This is a genomic window from Candidatus Flexifilum breve, assembly GCF_016713355.1.
Window position 1 is genome coordinate 1,361,964 of sequence record NZ_JADJPI010000035.1, and the last position, 18,150, is coordinate 1,380,113.

General features: G+C 61.8%; 13 protein-coding genes. 3 read left to right on the forward strand and 10 right to left on the reverse strand.

Annotated elements, in window-relative coordinates; all coding sequences use genetic code 11:
• Positions 1-129 precede the first annotated feature (129 nt).
• Positions 130-3,018 carry a choice-of-anchor Q domain-containing protein gene (locus IPK17_RS28805; RefSeq protein ID WP_343421148.1) on the forward strand — a complete coding sequence of 963 codons (2,889 nt, stop codon included), beginning with the start codon at positions 130-132 and terminating at the stop codon, positions 3,016-3,018.
• A gap of 114 nt (positions 3,019-3,132) precedes the next feature.
• On the opposite strand, the gene IPK17_RS28810 is transcribed toward IPK17_RS28805, so the two are convergent.
• From IPK17_RS28810 to IPK17_RS28855, 10 genes are all read right to left on the reverse strand, one after another.
• On the reverse strand, positions 3,133-3,885 hold the full coding sequence (locus tag IPK17_RS28810; protein WP_343421149.1) for a glutamine amidotransferase: 753 nt from the start codon (positions 3,883-3,885) through the stop codon (positions 3,133-3,135).
• A 592-nt stretch (positions 3,886-4,477) separates the two neighbouring features.
• Positions 4,478-5,641, reverse strand: coding sequence for a YfgM family protein (locus IPK17_RS28815; protein WP_343421150.1), 1,164 nt, complete (start codon positions 5,639-5,641; stop codon positions 4,478-4,480).
• Entirely contained in the window at positions 5,626-7,002 is a 1,377-nt protein-coding gene (locus IPK17_RS28820) for a sensor histidine kinase (protein ID WP_343421151.1), read from the reverse strand. The genes IPK17_RS28815 and IPK17_RS28820 overlap by 16 nt, the downstream gene beginning before the upstream one ends.
• Positions 7,002-7,712 carry a response regulator transcription factor gene (locus IPK17_RS28825; protein WP_343421152.1) on the reverse strand — a complete coding sequence of 237 codons (711 nt, stop codon included), beginning with the start codon at positions 7,710-7,712 and terminating at the stop codon, positions 7,002-7,004. Before IPK17_RS28825 ends, IPK17_RS28820 begins: the two co-directional genes overlap by 1 nt.
• 33 nt (positions 7,713-7,745) lie before the next feature.
• Positions 7,746-8,534, reverse strand: coding sequence for a hypothetical protein (locus IPK17_RS28830; RefSeq protein WP_343421153.1), 789 nt, complete (start codon positions 8,532-8,534; stop codon positions 7,746-7,748).
• 81 nt (positions 8,535-8,615) lie between these two features.
• A complete protein-coding gene (locus IPK17_RS28835) occupies positions 8,616-9,878 on the reverse strand; it encodes a DUF1501 domain-containing protein (RefSeq protein WP_343421154.1) in 1,263 nt (420 codons plus the stop codon).
• Between the two features lie 35 nt (positions 9,879-9,913).
• Positions 9,914-11,449: a DUF1800 domain-containing protein gene (locus IPK17_RS28840; RefSeq protein ID WP_343421155.1), complete on the reverse strand. Its 1,536-nt coding sequence runs from the start codon at positions 11,447-11,449 to the stop codon at positions 9,914-9,916.
• Between the two features lie 205 nt (positions 11,450-11,654).
• Complete coding sequence (locus IPK17_RS28845) at positions 11,655-14,213, reverse strand: MMPL family transporter (protein ID WP_343421156.1); 2,559 nt, start codon at positions 14,211-14,213, stop codon at positions 11,655-11,657.
• A gap of 129 nt (positions 14,214-14,342) precedes the next feature.
• Positions 14,343-15,230, reverse strand: coding sequence for a fumarylacetoacetate hydrolase family protein (locus tag IPK17_RS28850; RefSeq protein WP_343421157.1), 888 nt, complete (start codon positions 15,228-15,230; stop codon positions 14,343-14,345).
• Positions 15,231-15,253: 23 nt separating this feature from the next.
• Complete coding sequence (locus IPK17_RS28855) at positions 15,254-16,051, reverse strand: sugar phosphate isomerase/epimerase family protein (RefSeq protein ID WP_343421158.1); 798 nt, start codon at positions 16,049-16,051, stop codon at positions 15,254-15,256.
• 185 nt (positions 16,052-16,236) lie between these two features.
• Between IPK17_RS28855 and IPK17_RS28860 the strand changes: the two genes are divergently transcribed.
• Complete coding sequence (locus IPK17_RS28860; protein WP_343421159.1) at positions 16,237-17,265, forward strand: phytanoyl-CoA dioxygenase family protein; 1,029 nt, start codon at positions 16,237-16,239, stop codon at positions 17,263-17,265.
• Between the two features lie 27 nt (positions 17,266-17,292).
• Complete coding sequence (locus tag IPK17_RS28865; protein WP_343421160.1) at positions 17,293-18,039, forward strand: VOC family protein; 747 nt, start codon at positions 17,293-17,295, stop codon at positions 18,037-18,039.
• The last annotated feature ends 111 nt before the right edge of the window (positions 18,040-18,150 follow it).

Below are 18,150 nucleotides of genomic sequence, written 5' to 3' on the forward strand. Positions count from 1 at the left end.
CTGACAACCATGTAACGATTCTCTGACACCGAGCGCATTGACAAACCAGCGGGACTTAGGCAAATTACCACCTTCATCACCTTGCTCGTTAGCTCCGGAAAATTCAACTCCCGTACGAAGGCAGCATCAATGCGCAAATTTTTCTTCTTTCTGTCTCTCGCCACACTGCTTGGGATCATTCCGCGCGTGCAAGCCGCCACGTTCACCGTCAGCACCGCCGCTGAACTGATCGCCGCGATCACGGCCGCCAACAGCAACAATCAGGACGATACCATCACCCTGAGCGCCAATATCGCGCTCACCAGCGCCACTGACTTTACCGATGGGGTGAATGGGCTGCCGAGCATTCTGGCGGATGGGGGAAACAGCCTGACGATTGAGGGCGCGGGTTTCACCATCACTCGCTCCGGCGCGGCCACCTTCCGCCTTATGCACATTGCGTCCGGGGCTGAGGTCTACATCAACCACTTGACCATGACCAACGGCCTCGCCACTGGCGGGGGCTTGGGCACACTGGGCGGCGCGATTTACACAGCCGGCGCGCTGACCATTGCCGATAGCACCTTCAGCAATAACGTCGCGACCTCAACATCCGGGCTTGGGGCCGCGATTTTCGTCAATCGAGCCAATCTGAATGTGGCGCGCAGCGTCTTTTCTGCTAATCAAGCCGCGATGGGTGCAGCGATCTACAGCTACCTGAATTCCAGCACGATCACCGCCAGCCTCTTCACGAACAATCAGAGCCAAAGCGGCGGCGGCGCGCTGGTGAGCGAAAGCGCCAACCTCAACTTGAGCAACAGCACTGTTTCGGGCAACAGCGCCCCCAGCAGTTATGGCGGGGCGCTGTACCAATTGGGAGCGACCGCCATCCTCACCAATAACACGATCACCAACAATAGTGCCGGTGCCGGCGCTGGCGGCGTCTATAATCTGGCGGCGACCGTCACGCTGCGGAATAACATCATTGCGGGGAATACCGCCCCGGCTAACGCTGAATGTTACAACGACAGCATCATTGGGGGAACGCTCACGGTGGGCAACGCCTATAACGTGTTTGGCGTCAATGGCAGCGCGGGCGGCTGCCCGAATGGGGCGACCGACATCGTCCCGGCTGGGGCAATTGGCACCATCCTCGCGCCGCTGGCGGACAACAACGGGCCGACGTTCACCCATGCGCTGGTGCCGGGCAGTCCGGCGCTTGACGCCGCCAACTTCAGTAACTGCCCAATCACTGATCAACGCGGCTATCTGCGCGGTTTCGATGCGACGGGGACACCGAATTCGCCGCAGGTGGGCGACTGTGATAGCGGCGCTTTTGAGTACTCGCTCGACCCGGTCTACGACTCCGCGCCACCGGTGAATGCGACCATCAACCTCGGGTCAGTGGTGGTGGGCAGTGAGATCAGCACCACGCTGCAAATCATCGAGGACGGCGACAGCGCGCTGACTGTCAGCCTGAGCAGTATCGGCGGCCTGCATCCGGGCGACTTCCGCCTCATCGGCCTGCCGACGACCATTGGCAATGGCAATCCACCGCAGGATACGGCCATCATCTGCACGCCGTCGGCGGCGGGCGTGCGTTCAGCGCAGCTCACCTTCACCACCAATGATCCCACCCAACCGACGGTCACCTATGCGGTGGAATGCACAGGCATCGACACGGTTGTCGCCAGCGCGTCGCTGCCGGACATCAATCAAATCGTCACCGAAGATGCGACGGGCATCAGCGTCAATGTGCAGTTGGACGTGCCCGCGGGCTTCAGCAGCCCCGACCCGATCACGGTGGAAATCGTGGATGCGGCGAGCGGCAATGCCACCAGCGGCAGCGACTACGCAGCCTTCGCGCCGACAACCGTCACCTTCGCCGGGCCGCTGACCGCCGGTACCACCTACATCCAGACCGTGACCGTCAACCTGCTGGAAGACAGCCTCATCGAAGGCGCGGAATACCTCGCGCTGCGCATCAATGCCGTCACCGGGTCGGCGGAAATCGCTCCAGCGGACAGCCACACGATCATCCTCAATGACGACGATGTGGATGTCTTTGCGCAGGCGTCGTTCGCCGTGAACAGCGCCATCGTCGACGAGGCAGCGGGTACGTTGACCGTAGATGTGCAGGTGTTGATCCCAGCGGGCTTTAATCTCGCGGGCGACATCACCCTGACGATTGACGATGCTGCCAGCGGGAATGCGACCAGCGGCGCGGATTACGGGGCGTTCGCCGCCCAAACACTCACTTTCGTCGATGCGCCGTTTGTAGCCGGCACCACTTACCAGCAAACGATCACCGTGCCGATTCTGGACGATACAGCACTGGAAGGCGTCGAAACCTTCGACCTCGCCATCACCGGCATCAGCGGGCCGGTGGAGCTGATCACGCCGACGACCTTCACCGGGATCATCAACGACGACGAAATTGTCACGCTCATCAATGAGGTGCTCATCCCTGGCGCGACAGTGTCTGGGGGCGGCGACACGGATTACATCACCAAAACAGTCGATCACCCGTTTGCGACCATCGGACAGACCGTCACCTACACTATTCGGGCGCGGAACCCCAAGACTATCCCACTCACGCAGGTGGTGATCTACGATGTGTTTGACGAACGTCTGGCCGATCTCCGTGTGCTCTCCACCACGCACGGGCGGTGGGTCTTCAACGCCAATACACTGACCGTCAGCGACTTCACCCTGCAACCTGGCGAAGAAGCGGTGATCGTGGTCTCAGCGCGGGTCGCCAGTCTGCGCGCGGGCGAGACGATTCCGAACGCGGCGATTCTGGAGTCGCCCAACGCCAGCGTGCATGTCAGCAACCTGGCGCTGGTCGGCGAGACACCAGCGGGCAGCAGCGGCGGTGCCGCGCACATCCTCGTCACTGCCGGTCAACTCCCAGCGACGGGCGAACCGCCGCTGTGGCGGTCGCTTGGGCTGTGGGGACTAGGGAGCGTGATCGTGGCAAGTGGAGTGTGGTGGGCAAGGCAGCGCCGTGCGAATCATCGCGACGCTGAGCCTCTGTAAGAAACCATTTGAAGAATCCGTTGTTTTGCTTGTGGAGGGGCAAGGCGCGCCTTGCCCCTACGAGAGCAATTGCGAATGTTCAGATGGTCTCTAGCGAACAGTCTGGCGTGGCGTCTAGCGTCCCGCCAACCAGTGGATCGACTGCTGCCACAGGCGCGCATAGCCGTCCCAGGTCAAAAACGGCAGCGGACACCAATGCGGTCCGATGTCCGACGCCCATGTCAGCGTGCGCCCCTGCCCGACGCTCCGCACGGCTAGCAATGGGTGTTCGCCCGTCGAGAGGATCAATTCGGCATCCGGTTTGAGCGTCGTCTCGTTGTAGCCGAGCAGCGCGGGATACTCGCCCGTAATTCCGGCGAGAATCGGGTGATTCGGCTGCACGACCTCGACGCTCACACCTTCCGGCACTTCGACGCGGTCGTCAAACGTGTGGATGTTGACCGGGAGAATCTCCTCAATTACCGTGCGATAGTACTTCGCCGACGCGTAGATCCCCGCGTACGAGAGATACCCACCCGCCATCGCCAAGCCGCCGCCATTTTCGACCCACGTCTTGAGCAGCTTGAGGCGATTCGGCACGGATTTGCCGCGCAGCCACGTATCCGGGTGCAGCAGCAGCGTATTCGCGCCAATATCGCTGAGGATGACGACGTCGTAAGCATTTAGTTCGTCGAGGGTGAGCGGGAAGCGCGTCGCCGCCACATGGCTCGGCATGTGCTCCAGTTGGATGTCGCTGCCCTTCAGCGCGCCTTCGAGGTAGTCCGTGCCCACCTCATAGACCGTGCTGGAGAAGAAATCCCACCCTTTGAAGTGGGTGCTGTTGGACACCCACGATTCGCCTGCCAGTAAAACTCGAATCTCGCTCATGGTGAACTCCCCGAGGTGCATCACGTCAAAGTGCTAACATGTACCACCTTCCGCGGGGTTTCACCAACCAAAACACCACCGAACACGATCAATCGCGTCCCTGCGAAGACGAATTTGGTCTGGCGCGTAATGTTGTCGCCACTCCCTCAATTCGGTTGAGGACAGGACACTTTTAACATGGGGAACCCTTAAGGAGCTCGTTTGAGGGAAAACGTGGTTTGTAGGGACGCGCAACGGCGCGTCCGTTGCGCCCCTATTCCGGCGGACGCCCCGTTGGGCGTCCCTACAATCCCCTCGATTGTTAAAACTGTCCCTCTGTCAACTCAATTCGGGGAGGGTCCGGAGGTCTAGCAGGGGTAGGTATTTTACGATTCCCCATCGAACACCGTCTTCTTCGCCGAGAACCTGTAGGGACGAGGCTTGCCTCGTCCGTTTCTTTATCCGAATTAGACAACGGATCGGTTGTCCGTGAAAGCAAAACAGGTGTTTGAACGGATGTGGTGGTCGTGTGAGCACAGGAGCACGAGGCATGCCTCGTCCCTACAATTAAAAACCGACCTCTGATAGGGGTCGGAGGTGGGGTCTGGACTGGCTACTGCTCGGCGCGGGTCTTCCAAATCTCGACAATGTCGCCCTGCGGCAGGTCACGCTCTCTAAACCAGTACATGGGTTCGTCCAACCGCCACGGTTCATCGGACCAGTAGCCCGCAATCGCCTGCGTGAACATATTCCCAGCCTCATCGTAGAACTGCCCGCGCAGTTCTTGCAGCACTTGCAGCGTATAGGCCGTGGCCTCACCATCTTCGCGCATGATCTGCGCGGCGGCCAGATTGTGCAGGTGCACGCCAACCTGGAACGGGAGCAGCGACTGGGTGTAGGCTTCAACCGACTGACTAAAGGTCTCTGCCGCCTGATCGACATCCCCCGCCAGCACCAGCAGCAGACCGATCTGCCCGGCGATGATACCGCGGAGTTCCGGGTCATCCGCTTGTTCGAGCGCGGCGCGCAGCTGCGTATAAAGCTGATCGCCGTCACCGTTCTCCCATGCCTCACAGGCTGCATCCAGCGCCGCGATCTCGCGATCAGTCAGGCCGCAAGGGCCGCCGTGCCAGTCGCGCCAGTCGAACAGCATCTGGTTCTCGCCCCACTCGCCGTACTGCGGCACGAGCGCGTCCAGATCGACCTCAATCTCCGAGCTATCCTGCAAGACGAGCAGCGGAAAGTCGTTGGTTTCGACATTCGTCGTGATCGACCCATCCGCGTTATAGGCGATCACCGACACTTCGATACGAACCTGCACCGCCGTCGGTTCAGCATAAGTGAGCATCAGCGAGAGCGAGTCGCGACTGGTGGCCGGAGCACTGCTGGTCGTCAGGTCGCGTTCACTGCTGTCATAGGGCAGCCATTCGTCGTCGTCGCTGCCGCGGGTATAGGCCCGCAGGCGCACCTGCGCGTTGCTCTGCGCGTTCGAAAACCATGTCGCGTCATATTCGGCACCGACGTATAACTGCCGCCCGGCGAGCAGCAGCACAGGGAGCTGTTCCTGCATGAACAACTGCATCTGTGCATTCTCGCTGACGGGGAAGATGATGCGCGGCGTCGCCTGCACGCGCCAAATCCCGTTCCGCGAATAATCGACCCCGGGGAACACGCGCGGCGTCGGCGTCGGGATGGGCGGTGTCGAGACTTCCAGGCGCACCCCGCACCCGGTCAACGTGAGGAGCAGCAGCGCTGCAGCGATTAGGTAGGCAGCCATAGGGTGATGATCGTCCCTTTTCCAATCATGCTTTCGGCGCTGATACTTCCGTGATGCAGTTCGACGATCTTCTTGACGATCGACAAGCCGAGGCCGCTCCCGCTGTCATGCGGACGACCGCGCACTAACGCTTCGAAAATCTTGTCGGGCAGCAAATCTGGCGGAATGCCGTCGCCCGTATCCACCACGCGAATCACATACTGATCATCCGCTTTTTCGAGACTGACGCGAATCTGCGCCCCGCTCCGCGAATACTTCAGGCTGTTGTCGACCAGATTGCTCAGCGCGCGCGCCAGCAAATCCTGATCGCCTTCCAGCGGCGCGCTTTTCAACGACGAGTCGATTTCCAGCGTCTTGCCTTCACGGATGGCGCGCTCGTCATGCTGAAAATACACCTCTTCGATCAGATCGAGCAAATCTAGCTTTTGCAGCGCGGGTGGCACATACGACAACCGCGCGTCGAACAGCAGGCTGTCAACCAACCGCGTCAGGCGCTGCGCTTCTGTTTCGATGGTATACGCGGTCGCGCGCCAATCGGTTGCGCTGCTCTGTCCATCTTCGAGCGCGCGCAAATTGCCCGCGTGGGCGATCACGGCGGCGAGCGGGTTGCGCATATCGTGCACAATCCGGCGCATGAACCGCTCATAGAACAGCGTCGCTGCGTCGGACTCGTTTTGCAGCGGGCGAGCGATCACGCTGTACGCACCATCCGGCGTGGGCGCGACCTGCACATTGATGCGCTCAGTTTCGCTCAGGGTGAGGCTTTGCGCCGTGCTGCGGCGGCTTTCGACGGAGCGCTGGAGCAGACGCGTCACTTCGGTACGCGGCGCGCTGCTCTGGAGTAGATAGCGCCGCCCCGCCGCATTCGCCCACATCAGCTTTTGCTGCTGATCGAAGAGCGCCACCCCTTCGATCAATTGGTCTTGCACCAGCGTGAGGATGTTCAAACGGCGGCGGTTCGCTTCGGCGACCCGTCCCGCCTGCGCGGTCACGTAGGTGAGGAGGAGCAGCGTGATGAGAAACGCGCCGAGAAACCACAGCACGCCGACCGGATGGTTGGCGACGATGAACACCAGCGCCAGCGGGTGATTCTGCGTCTGGGAGACGAAAAACGGCAGGAACACCCACACGCCGACCAGTCCAGCAGCGGCCAGCGCCCATGTGCGGCGTAAACGCGGGCGACGGTAGCTTACCCGGACGAGAATGATCACAGTCACTCCCAGCGTGAACAACATCACGCCATAGGCCTCACCGCTGGTGAAACGCAGCGTAACGTCGAGTCCGAGCGACGTGAACACGGTGGGCACAATCACCCATGCGAGAGCCAAACCTATGCCTGCGATCAACCATGCGCGCTGCATCACACCACCAACCGATAACCTGTGCCATGAACCGTCTCGATCAATTCGTCGCGCTGCAGGTGCAGCTTGCGCCGCACCGCCGCGATATGCCGGTCGACCGTGCGTTCATAGCCGACCCACTCATAGCCCCACACCTGATTCAGCAGTTGTTCGCGCGTCCATTCGCGGCGTGGGTTGCGCGCCAGAAACGCCAGCAGCGCGAACTCAATCGGCGTCAGGTCAATTTCCTGCCCCGCCTTGGTGATGCGATAGCGCGTCAGGTCGATCACCAGATCGCCGATGCGCAGTTCGTCGGTGCTCGGCGCGGCCTGTGTCTCTTTGCGCACGTGCTGAATGGCGCTGAGCGTGGCGCGGATTTGCAGGATGAGCGCGTTCGCATCCCACGGTTTGGTCACGAAGGCGATGGCGCCCTGCCCCAAACTCTCGATCTGCCATTCCGGGTAGGACGTGAGCATGATCACGGGGATGAAGCGATTCAAGGCGCGCACATGCCGCAGCACGTCTAACCCGCCCATGGCGTTCGGGTTGCTTTCCTCCAACACCACGTCGAGCAGAATGAGGTCGGGCGCAGCCTCGGCGATGCGCGCCAGCGCTTCCGTCCCATTCGCGGCCACCCGCACGTCAAAACCCGCCCGCCCTAGCAGCGTGGCCAGAGCGGAGCGGATTGCTTCTTCGTCGTCGACAATCAGGAGCGCCAGTCGTTCATTCATGGGGTTGATTATAACCCTGTTCGCATTTCGCCGTTATTCGCCTACCGAGTAATCGACCACGGTTTGCATCGCGTTATCGAGCAGCACTTCGGCGAGCGGCGTTTCACCTTCGAGGAAGATTACGCGCCACAGCCCATCATCCGCCCGTTCGACTTGCGTCGTCCACGTGCGCCCGGCGACCGCATCGGCAATCGCCTGCGTGCGGAAAGCGACGGACACCGCTGCCGACTGCGCCATCGACTGCCATTCTTCATACGACACCACGTTCGGGAAGTATACGCTCACTAACTGGGGGTTGGTGAGATCATCGGGCGTCAGGCCATTGTCGAAGCGAATGGCCAGCGCCAGCGAGTCTTCGCCGATATCCACGTACACACCCCACCAGCGATTCCAGCCGTCCCAATCAACCCAGATGTTGTAGGCCGACGGGTTTTCCACGAGCGCCAGCACGTCCGGTGCATTGTCGATGAATTCGCGCAGCAGCGGGTAGGCGGCGTCACGCTGCGACTCGGAGGCGCTGAAGTGCGCCTCAAAGCTGTAGATTTTGCCGAGCGCCGGGTCAACATCTGCCCAGCCGAGGTCTTCGCCATCCGCATCCCAGACCCGCACCCGCCAGATATGATAGGCGTTCTGCGTATCATAGGCGGCGGCCGTCCACCCTTCGATCTGTCCGAGACCGCTGGCTAGAATGGGATTGGTCAGCGCGAGGTCAATCGCGTCTTGTTCGCTGACGCCGTCCTGCGCCTTCAGCGCGCTGCGCGCGGCGGAGCTGACAACCAGCACAAGCGTGAGCGCAAGCGCGAACCGGAAGAGACGTTTCATGGGGTTCTCCTTTGACATGACTATTCGCATCGGTCAGGGTTACGGTCGGCTGCGCGGGTTGCTCCGCGACCGGGCGACACATTACGCCCGCTCCCGGATCAAACCACGCAGGTTCGGCGTATAGCCGGGGAAGATTTGGTCGATGGCCGAGTTGCTCACCCGCTTGGTGAGGATTTCCGCCAGCACATCACGGTAGTCGATGGTCACGGCGAGGTCGCCCTCGTCGAGCGCGTCATCGGCCAGGCCGCGCCAGTCGGCGACCATGCCGCCCGTGACGCCGCCACCCATCACAAACATCGCGCTCGCCCGCCCGTGATCCGTCCCGGCGCTGGCGTTTTCGCTCGCCGTGCGCCCGAACTCGCTCATGGTGACGACGGTGACGTTCGCCATGTAGTCGCGCAGATCGCTGTAGAACGCCGCCAACCCATCCGCGAACTCGGTTAAGCGGTTCGCCAATTCGCCGTCGGTACTGCCCTGACCATCGTGCGTATCCCACCCGCCGATGTCCACGCAGCCGACTTCCAGCCCGACATCCGCCTTGATGAGCTGCGCGATCTGGCGCAAACCCATGCCGAATTCGGTATCCGGATAGACCGCGCCGTAGCTCGGCTGATATTCCAGCGCGGAGAGCGACTCTAGCAGATCCATCGTGCCGAACACGCCGGAGGCCTGCGCTGTCAGCGCATCGACCGGGGACTGCACGCTGTACAAACCGCTCAGCGTGCGCTGAATGGTCGAGAGCTGTTCCGTGCGCCCGGCAAGGTGAAAGTCGGTGATGGAACGCAGCGCCAGCGCCGAAATCGGACCACGGAGCGAGCCTTGCAGCATCGAGCCCATGCCGATGGCGCGGAACGGCGAGTCGTTCTGCCACGCCGCTGACTGCAAATGGCGGTTGATCCAGCCCGTGCCGGTCAGCTTATCGCCGGGAATGCCGCGCTCCATGTATTCCATCGCGTCAAAGTGCGAACGCGTCGGGTCAGGCGACCCCGCGCCATGAATGACGGTCAGTGCCCCGGCGTCGTATACCTCTTTGAGCGGACGCAGCGCCGGGTGCAGGCCGAAAAAGCCATCGAGATCAATCGCGCTCGAGTCGCTGCCGTCCGGCGCGCTGATGCCAATCGTCGGGCGCCGGTCGTAGTAATTCGCGCCTTCGCCGAAGGGCACGACGGCGTTCAGGCCATCCATGCCGCCGCGCTGGAAGATCGCCACCAGCACATCGCGGTTGGCGCGGTCGCCCTGCGCGAAGGCCATGCGCGGCATCCATGAGGGGAACAAGTGCGTTCCCAAACCGATCACCGCCGCTTTCCCGGTCGCCTTCAAAAATCCACGTCGTGAAATGCTCATCTCATTCCTCTTGGTCTAAAGTCGCTGCGGACGGCTTACTGCCACTGGAAGTACGGCGAGGCCATGACGAGACCGACCAGCCCCGGCAGTTTTTCATAGCGCGCGCTCTCGGTGAGCGGTTCGTCTGGGTTGGCAGCCCGTGACACATAGGCGATCAGTTGATCGCGGTCGGCGCTGGCGATGGGGAAGCCGAGGATCTGCGCGGTCGTCGCGTCGACCAGTTCACCCGCCGTCGCCGCTGCTGGTATAACCCGATCCAGATTGAGCGCGACGCCGGGGAGGTACCCCTCGCCGCCCAACGCCATGAGCAGCGCCGCGTTCCAGCGATGCAGCAGCGAATTGGTGTTGATCCACGCGGCGGCTACGTCGGGGTAACCGTTGGGCGGCTGCCAACCATACGGGATGTGCCCGAGCGGCTCGATCAGGTAGTAGACCGTCTCGATGCCTTCGATCTGCAAACCGGAGCTGAGCGTGCGCGTCATCGCCACGACATAGTCCAGCGGGCGGCGGAACTTCTGCCCGGCGGAGCTCATGAATTCGCCGGAGAGCAGGATGTGCCGCATGACCTGCCGGATGTCGCCATCGGTCTGCATGAAGACCTGCGCGGCGCTGTCGACCAGGCTGGCGGGCGGCAGGTCGCCGACAAAGCGGCGGATCAGCTTGCTGCTGATGAAGCGCGCCGTCGACGGATGCCGCGCGAGGATATCGAGCACCTGCAGCCCGTCTTCGATGCCGCGTCCGGCGGGCAGTGCATTCCCCAACACCGTCTTCGCGCCCGTGTCGTGCATCTCCGCGTCAAACGTGAAGAAGCCATCCCACGCCGGGTTGTTCGTCCACCCGGTGAAAGCGCGCGCCACTTCAGTGACATCCGCTTCCGTGTAACCGCCATCCACGCCGAGCGTGTGCAATTCCATCAGTTCGCGAGCGTAATTCTCGTTCGGATGGTCTTTGTCGCTCACGTCATTGTCGAGGTAGTCGAGCATGGCCGGGCTTTGCGCCGACGCGAACAGCAGGTCGCGGAATTTGCCGAGCGCATGCGCCCGCGCCACGATGCGGTCGTCGTACACTTTGCCCGCGACGAGGTCAAAAATCGGAATATTGAAGTGATCTGTCCAGAATTCGACCATGCGCTCGTAGAGCTGGCGTTCGCTGTAGGCGGCACGGTAGAAGCGCGCCCAGAGCGCCGTCGTAATCACATATTCGTAATTTTCGCTGCTGAGCTGGAGTAGTTCTTCGGGCGGCATCGTGAGCACACGCCGCGCCCCGACAAACTCGTCAATCACCGGATCGGCGATATTGGCGTAATCCAACTGCCAGTCGATGTAGCCTTCGATCCCGAGTTCGCGAATGCGGTCACGGTCTTGCGGGCGCACGCCCCACGTCAGCCGGTTGAGCACATGCTGTTCCGGCGACACATTGGCGAGGAACGCCGCGCCGGAGAAACCACCACCTTCCGCCTGCGCCTGCACGGCGCTCACCCCGCCGATTTTTTCGAGCGTGGTCGCAGCGGCGAGGCCGGCCATTGTCAGCCCGGCGAACTGCAGAAAACTGCGGCGCGATACCTGTGTCATCGGCAATCTCCTTTGCATTGCGGTCGTACAGGACTCACTGTACGGGGGAGAGTCGCCGCCGATGTGACGCAGTTGTGACGGTTTGGTTACAAATTTGACGGAGACGGACGAATTTCGCCTCACCCCAGCGACCCTGACGGTTCTACGCCCCTCTCCCGTGGGAGAGGGGCGGTTGAGCGCAGCGAAACGGGGTGAGGTTGGTAGTTTACGCGACCGGTTCGGCTTCTTCTTTAACAACCGCGTGCGCCAGATTGCCCGGCCACCACGCGAACTTATCCAGCAGCACGGTGATCGCCGGGACGAGCATCGTCCGCACGACGAAGGTATCCACCAGCACGCCGAACGCGACCGCGAAGCCGAGCTGGATCAGCCCCATGATGCTCCCGGTCAGCAGCGCGGCGAACGTCCCCGCGAGGATCAAACCCGCCGAGGTGATAATTGCTCCGGTCGCGGCGACGGCCTTGTGCACACCCGCCCGCGTGCCGTGGCGCGGCACTTCTTCTTTGACGCGCCCGATCAGGAAGATGCTGTAGTCCACGCCGAGTGCTACGAGGAAAATCAGCGTGAAGAACGGCATATACCATGACAAACTCTCCACGCCCAACACCAACCGGAAGACCAGATCGGTCAGGCCGAGCGAGAACGCATACGTGATGATCACCGTCAAAATCAGGTAGATCGGCGCGATCAGGCTGCGCAGCATAAACAGCAGCACGATGAAAATCCCGAGGATGACCAGCGCCATCGTGCGCAGCAGGTCACGGTTCATCGTGTCGCGGATATCTGCCAAGGTGACGGGCTGCCCGCTGAGCACCGCCTGGCTGCCATCCTCATACCGCGGCAGCAGCGCGCGGATTTGCTGCACTGTGTCCAACGCGGCATCGCTGTTCGGGTTTACGTTCACGATCACATTAATGCGGTAGGCGCTGCCGTCATTGGCGAGATAGGTGTTGTTGAGCTGATCGATCAGTGCGGCCTGCGCTTCGTCAGCGCTGGCGAGCAGCGGCGTGAGCGCAGTCGGCATGAGGTAGGCATCATTCATCGTCGCAAACGTCGCCGCCAGCCCTTCAAGATCGGTGCGCAGTTTGTCGCGCTGGAGCGCCAACTGGAGCGGATTACTCAGCAGCGTTTGCAATTCGGTCAAATTGGGATCGGCGGCCATCGTTGGGAAGGTCTGCGCCAGCAAATCCAGATAGCTCTGCAGCGCGCCGATCACGGCGACGAGGTTTGCGCCGCCCGTCCCGCCGCCCGCCCCGTCAAGCTGATCGAGGATGAGCGTCAATTGGCCGTCAACGCGCGTCAGGTTGCGGATGCTGCCATTCTGCCCCAGCGGATCATCAATGCTGCGCACATCGCCGACGGTCGGCAGCGCGGCCAACTGCTGCGCCAGCGCGTCGATCTCTGACGCGACCGTCGCCGCATCCCGCCCGGTGACCACGACCGTGAGCGGCATGATCGTCCCCGCGCCGAAGTTGTCGCGCACCAGACCGTACCCTGCCACCGCGGGATCATCGACCGGCAAATCGCCGATCAGGTCATAGCTCACGGTCGTCGACAGGCCGTAGAGCGCCAGCGGCAGCATCAAGGCGATGATCACCACGACCGACAAGGCCGGGCGACTGCTCACCAACTGCGAGATGCGCTCATAGTAGTTTCCAGTCGGACGATGCACCGCCTTGCCGGGCCAGAATGCCCGCTTGCCGAGCAGCGCCAGCAGCGCGGGCACAAACGTCACGCCTACCAGCAGCATGATCACGATGCCGATCGCCAGCACCGGTCCCGCCGTGCGGAACAAACCCATTTCGGCGAAGCTCATGGCAATGAAACCGACGAAGATCGTCCCGGCACTGCTGACAAGCGTCTCGCCGACCTGCGCCAGCGTGCTCGTCGTCGCCGCCTTGGGATCAGGCGTATCGGCCATTTCTTCGCGGTAGCGGCTGATCAGGAACAGACAATAATCCGTCCCCGCGCCAAACAGCACCACGACCAACAGCACATTCGCATACGTGCTGATCGACATGCCGATTTGCTGGCTGAGCCACGCCACCACGCCCTGCGCAATGATATAGGCCAGCGTCACCGCGCCAAGCGGCAGCAGCGGGCTGACGGGCGAACGGTAGATGAGCAGCAGCAGCACGATCACAAGCACCACCGTGACGACGAGCGTGCTCTCCGCCGTCTCGCGGCTCGATTCCGCGGTACTCTGCGTGATCGCCGTGCCGCCCGTGATGTAGGTCCGCACGCCTTCCGGCGTGTTGGTGCTGCGATACTCCAGCAGCGCCTCTTTGACCACTTTCGCCGTGCCTGAACCGGTCAGGCTGATGTTCACGAGCGCGACCTGATTGCTCTCCGCGACCAACTGCTGCGCGAGCAGTGCCGAATCAGTCGGGCTGGTGATGCGGGCGATATCCGCCGCAATCTCGCTGGCTTGCAGCCACGTTTTGAACTCAGCTAACCAGCGACCAACCGCCGTGTCCAACTGTCCGGCGAAGTCCTCCGCGCCGGGGTTAAGGACGCCGTCCGGCGCTTCGATGGCGATCAGATAGCTGCTGCCCGAGGAATCATTCGGATAAGTTTCAGCCAATACGCGCGCCGCCTCACGAAATGGCGCATCGGCGGGCAAAAAGGTGCTGATGTCGCTGGTCGTCACCTGCGTGATGCGCGGCGCGAAAAGCCCAACGGCCAGCGCCAGCCCAATCCACAGGATGACCAGCACGATCCGATAGCGCGCAGCCAGCGCGCCCAACTGTTTGTAGATGCCCATACGTGTAAATCCACCAAGTCTACAATGATGTTCAACACGTCGATGATACCACTATAATATCGATAATTTAGTGGCGATTTACACAAATCTAGACAGACTGTCTATGTGCAGACCTCAACAAGGTTGCGCTTACACAACTTTGACCGTATTCGTGAGCGTCCCGACGCCATCAATTGTGACACGCACCACATCGCCCGCCGCCAACGTGAAATCGCTGCCGGGCACAATGCCCGTCCCGGTGAGCAAGCACACGCCTTCGGGGTAGCTCGCGCTGCGCCCCAACCACTGCACGAGATCCGCGGCGCGGCGGTGAATGCGTTCCGTGGTGATCGTCCCCTGCACGGCGACCTGTCCACTGCGCTCAATCTCCAGTTGGATGCTCACGTTCGGCCACGCCGTGAGTTCGCCGAGCACGATCTGCGGGCCGAGCGCGCACGACGCCGCGTAGACCTTGGCCTGTGGCAGATACAGCGGATTCGCGCCTTCGATGTCCCGGCTGCTCATGTCATTGCCCGCGGTATAACCCACGATCTCCAGCGCCGGGTTCATGACGAGCGTGAGTTCGGGTTCGGGCACATTCCACGCGGAGTCGGTACGGATACCCACTTCGCCGAGCGGCCCGATCACCCAGCGCCCGCGCGCCTTGAAGAACAATTCGGGACGTTCGGCGGCGTACACCCGCGCGTAGATGTCGCCGCCGTCGACGGCTTCTTCCTGCCGCGCGGCACGGCTGCGTTCGTAGGTCACGCCCGCCGCCCACACGTCCTGTTCGTCGACGGGCGCGAGGAGATGGCGTACACCCGACGCGGGCGCGGCTAGCAGGTCAGCGAACAGAATCGCTTGCCCAACTGCCGCAGCGCGCAGCTCGTCAATCGCGGCGGCGACCCGGCCAGCGCTCGCCTGCAGCCAGTGCGTCACAGAGGGGAAATGCGTCGTCACATCATAGACTTCGTCGCCCAGACGCACGCCCACACGCGCGCCCAACGCCGGATCAAAAAACCGCAAAAGTGCAATCATAATCGTCTCCAAATTCTCACTGATCAGGTGTATGCCCCAAACTGCTGCCGCGCCCGCTGCGCTGCCCACAAACAGACCTGCCACAGATCAGCGACGGGGACATTCGTATGCGGCAGCGTGTGCAAATACGTCGGCGGGCCATATTCCGGCGTAAAGGTAAGAAACTCATCTCCAGCCGCAGCCCGCCGGTCGCAGATCTGCTGCCACTGGGTTTCATGCCAGACGAGTTCCGCCGCATATTCCGGCGCTGACGGATCCGGCACCTGGGGACCTTCGGCGTAACCGACGCGCCCGTGAATGTGACCCGCGTGGCGATTCGCCAGATCCAACGCGGCGGCTTGATCATCGGGCAGGCGTTCGCACACGTTCACCCAATGGCTGTAGTCCGCAGTGAGCTTCAGGTGACCGAACTCGCGCAGGTAGGCCGCCGTCGTCCACGGTGTGTAGAACAGGCGCCCGCGGTGCGTTTCGTGACACACCGGCAGGTCGATGGCCGCTTCGACGCGCAGCGCTTCTTCGAGAAAGCGACACCCCTCGTCCCATGTCATGGCATCCTGCCCGCCCTGCAAATTGATCTTGAGCGGGCTATAACGCGCCAGTTCGTCGAGGTCGCGCTGCAAATTGGCGCGATCAGGTATCAAGTCCGCGACAATCAACTTGAGCGAGTAAGCTTTGAGGAGGCTTAGCCAGTCCGCGCGACTGGGCGACAAAAAGCGCGGCCAAATCTCGATGCCGTCATAGCCCGCCGCGCTGATGCGTTCGAGTTGTTCCGGAATTGAACCCGTCATGCCCCACAAGGCACGAAAAACCAAGAGTTTCATCAATCCGCCTATTCGGTTCCTTTGATGCTGAGCGTTTGCTGGTGCAGCGCCCCTATTATGCTCGCGCTCCATGCGAAAACTCAAAAACACCGCTTCGCACCCAGCAACTGGGCATTCGGTTGACCGCACGCGGCACTCCGTTCATACTATAGGCATCATCTCGCCAAAATTAAAAGGTTTGCCCGATGGACGCATCAGCCGCCCCGGCCACCGCGCAGCGTGTGCCGCCCTACCAGCCTTACCCGGTCACCGTCGATGAGTATGTCCGCTTCCGCCGTGAGGGCTTTCTGGTCGTCAAAGGGTTGGTCTCACGCGCCGAAGTCGAAGAACTCAACGCGCACACCGACGCGATCATGAACGGCGACGTCCACGTGCCCGGTTTACCCGCCCCGGATCTGGCGCTGCCGCTGGCCGAACGCCATAAAGCGTGGGAACGACTGCACATGGCACACCGTGTGCTCGAAGTACACGAACGTTTCCTACTGCATCCGCGCATCATCGACGTGCTGGAAGCGTTGATCGGGCCGGACGTGCTGGCACTGCAAACCATGCTGTTCTTCAAGCAGCCCGGGCAGGCGGGGCAAGGCTATCACCAAGACGCCTACTACATCCCCACGCAGCCCGATACGCTGTGCGGCGCGTGGCTGGCGCTCGACCCGGCGACCGAGGAAAACGGCTGTCTGTGGTTTACCGTCGGTTCGCAGCACGAGCCGATCTATCCGGATGATCAGGTCGATCACCCCGGTGACCGCCTGCTCGACGATATCGGCACAATCTGCAATGCCAGCCACCCGGATACGTCGAAAAACACGCTCGCCAAGATCGCGGCCAAGTACCCAGGCGCAGAAGTCAAAGTCGAGGCTGAACCGGGCGACGTGGTGTTCTTCGGCGGGCACATTCTGCACCGTTCACATGCCAACCGCGCCAATTATTCGCGCCGCGCCTTTGTCAGCCATTACTGCAATGCCCGGTCACGCGTACCGTGGAATCACGGTCAGCCGTATGCGGGGGACAGTGCTAACTATCTCCATATTCTGGCGCGCGGTACCACCCACCTCGCCTACGCGCAGCCGAAGTTTGGGACACTGTGCGCGGCGAACGCGCCGGAACTCTACGGTCAGCGCATCTTCGATGACCAGCCACACTCGATGATGGGCGATGACAACGGCTTTATGATCACCGAGCCGCACGGCGACCCGGATCACGACGACTAGCGCCATCACCGACGATTGAGGGGAACTATGCTGCAAGGCATTGATCATCTGGTGGTCGTCGTGCCCGATCTGGACACGGCCATCGCCAACTACACCGCGCTCGGCTTCACCGTGGTGCCGGGTGGGCGCCACCCGATCGGCTCGCACAATGCGCTGATTGCCTTTGAAGATGGAGCCTACATCGAACTTCTGGCGTTTTACGCGCCAAACCCCGGCCATCGCTGGTATGCCGCGCTCCAGCATGGCGGCGGTCTGACCGATTACTGTCTCGTGACCAACGAATTACGCGCAGAAATCGCGAATTTTCGCGCGCACGGTCTCAAGATCTCCGATCCTACCCCACTGAGCCGCACGCGGCCCGACGGCTATCAACTCGAATGGCTGATGGGCTTAAGCGACCCGGTTAACCAACCGGGCACGCCCTTCCTGATCGAAGACCTTACCCCGCGTGACGAACGCATCCCCAAACAGACGCAGCATGCCAACGGCGTGACGGGCATCCAGTCACTGACGGTCTTCGGCCCGGACACGGTCTTGGAAGCGCTGACCGCGCTCTTCGGTTCCGCCGCGTCCATCGAGCGACCAGATGTGCACACAAGCGGTTATCGTTCGGTCAGCGGCACACACACGCTTGACCTGCTGCGGGTTCCACCGGCGGGTCAGCCGCGCGGCGGCGTGTACTCGGCGGTGCTCACAACGCGCGGTTCACAGCGCGGCCCGCTGGATCAGGATCGTGCGCTCAATGGTCGCTTCACGCTGGTTGGGGATAGGTAAATCGGCCTATCCCGGCAGCTTCCCCCCAAATTTATGTGGTCTCAAGGCTGAAACGCGTCAAGTATCCCTATACTTAGACAGAGCGTTTTTCTAACTCCAAGGAGCCCATGC

Coding starts and splice junctions, on each gene's coding strand:
- IPK17_RS28850 (WP_343421157.1), bottom strand. CDS start 15,230: ATGATTGCACTTTTGCGGTTTTTTGATCCGGCGTTGGGCGCGCGTGTG.
- IPK17_RS28820 (WP_343421151.1), bottom strand. CDS start 7,002: ATGCAGCGCGCATGGTTGATCGCAGGCATAGGTTTGGCTCTCGCATGG.
- IPK17_RS28805 (WP_343421148.1), top strand. CDS start 130: ATGCGCAAATTTTTCTTCTTTCTGTCTCTCGCCACACTGCTTGGGATC.
- IPK17_RS28810 (WP_343421149.1), bottom strand. CDS start 3,885: ATGAGCGAGATTCGAGTTTTACTGGCAGGCGAATCGTGGGTGTCCAAC.
- IPK17_RS28830 (WP_343421153.1), bottom strand. CDS start 8,534: ATGAAACGTCTCTTCCGGTTCGCGCTTGCGCTCACGCTTGTGCTGGTT.
- IPK17_RS28815 (WP_343421150.1), bottom strand. CDS start 5,641: ATGGCTGCCTACCTAATCGCTGCAGCGCTGCTGCTCCTCACGTTGACC.
- IPK17_RS28825 (WP_343421152.1), bottom strand. CDS start 7,712: ATGAATGAACGACTGGCGCTCCTGATTGTCGACGACGAAGAAGCAATC.
- IPK17_RS28835 (WP_343421154.1), bottom strand. CDS start 9,878: ATGAGCATTTCACGACGTGGATTTTTGAAGGCGACCGGGAAAGCGGCG.
- IPK17_RS28845 (WP_343421156.1), bottom strand. CDS start 14,213: ATGGGCATCTACAAACAGTTGGGCGCGCTGGCTGCGCGCTATCGGATC.
- IPK17_RS28860 (WP_343421159.1), top strand. CDS start 16,237: ATGGACGCATCAGCCGCCCCGGCCACCGCGCAGCGTGTGCCGCCCTAC.
- IPK17_RS28840 (WP_343421155.1), bottom strand. CDS start 11,449: ATGACACAGGTATCGCGCCGCAGTTTTCTGCAGTTCGCCGGGCTGACA.
- IPK17_RS28865 (WP_343421160.1), top strand. CDS start 17,293: ATGCTGCAAGGCATTGATCATCTGGTGGTCGTCGTGCCCGATCTGGAC.
- IPK17_RS28855 (WP_343421158.1), bottom strand. CDS start 16,051: ATGAAACTCTTGGTTTTTCGTGCCTTGTGGGGCATGACGGGTTCAATT.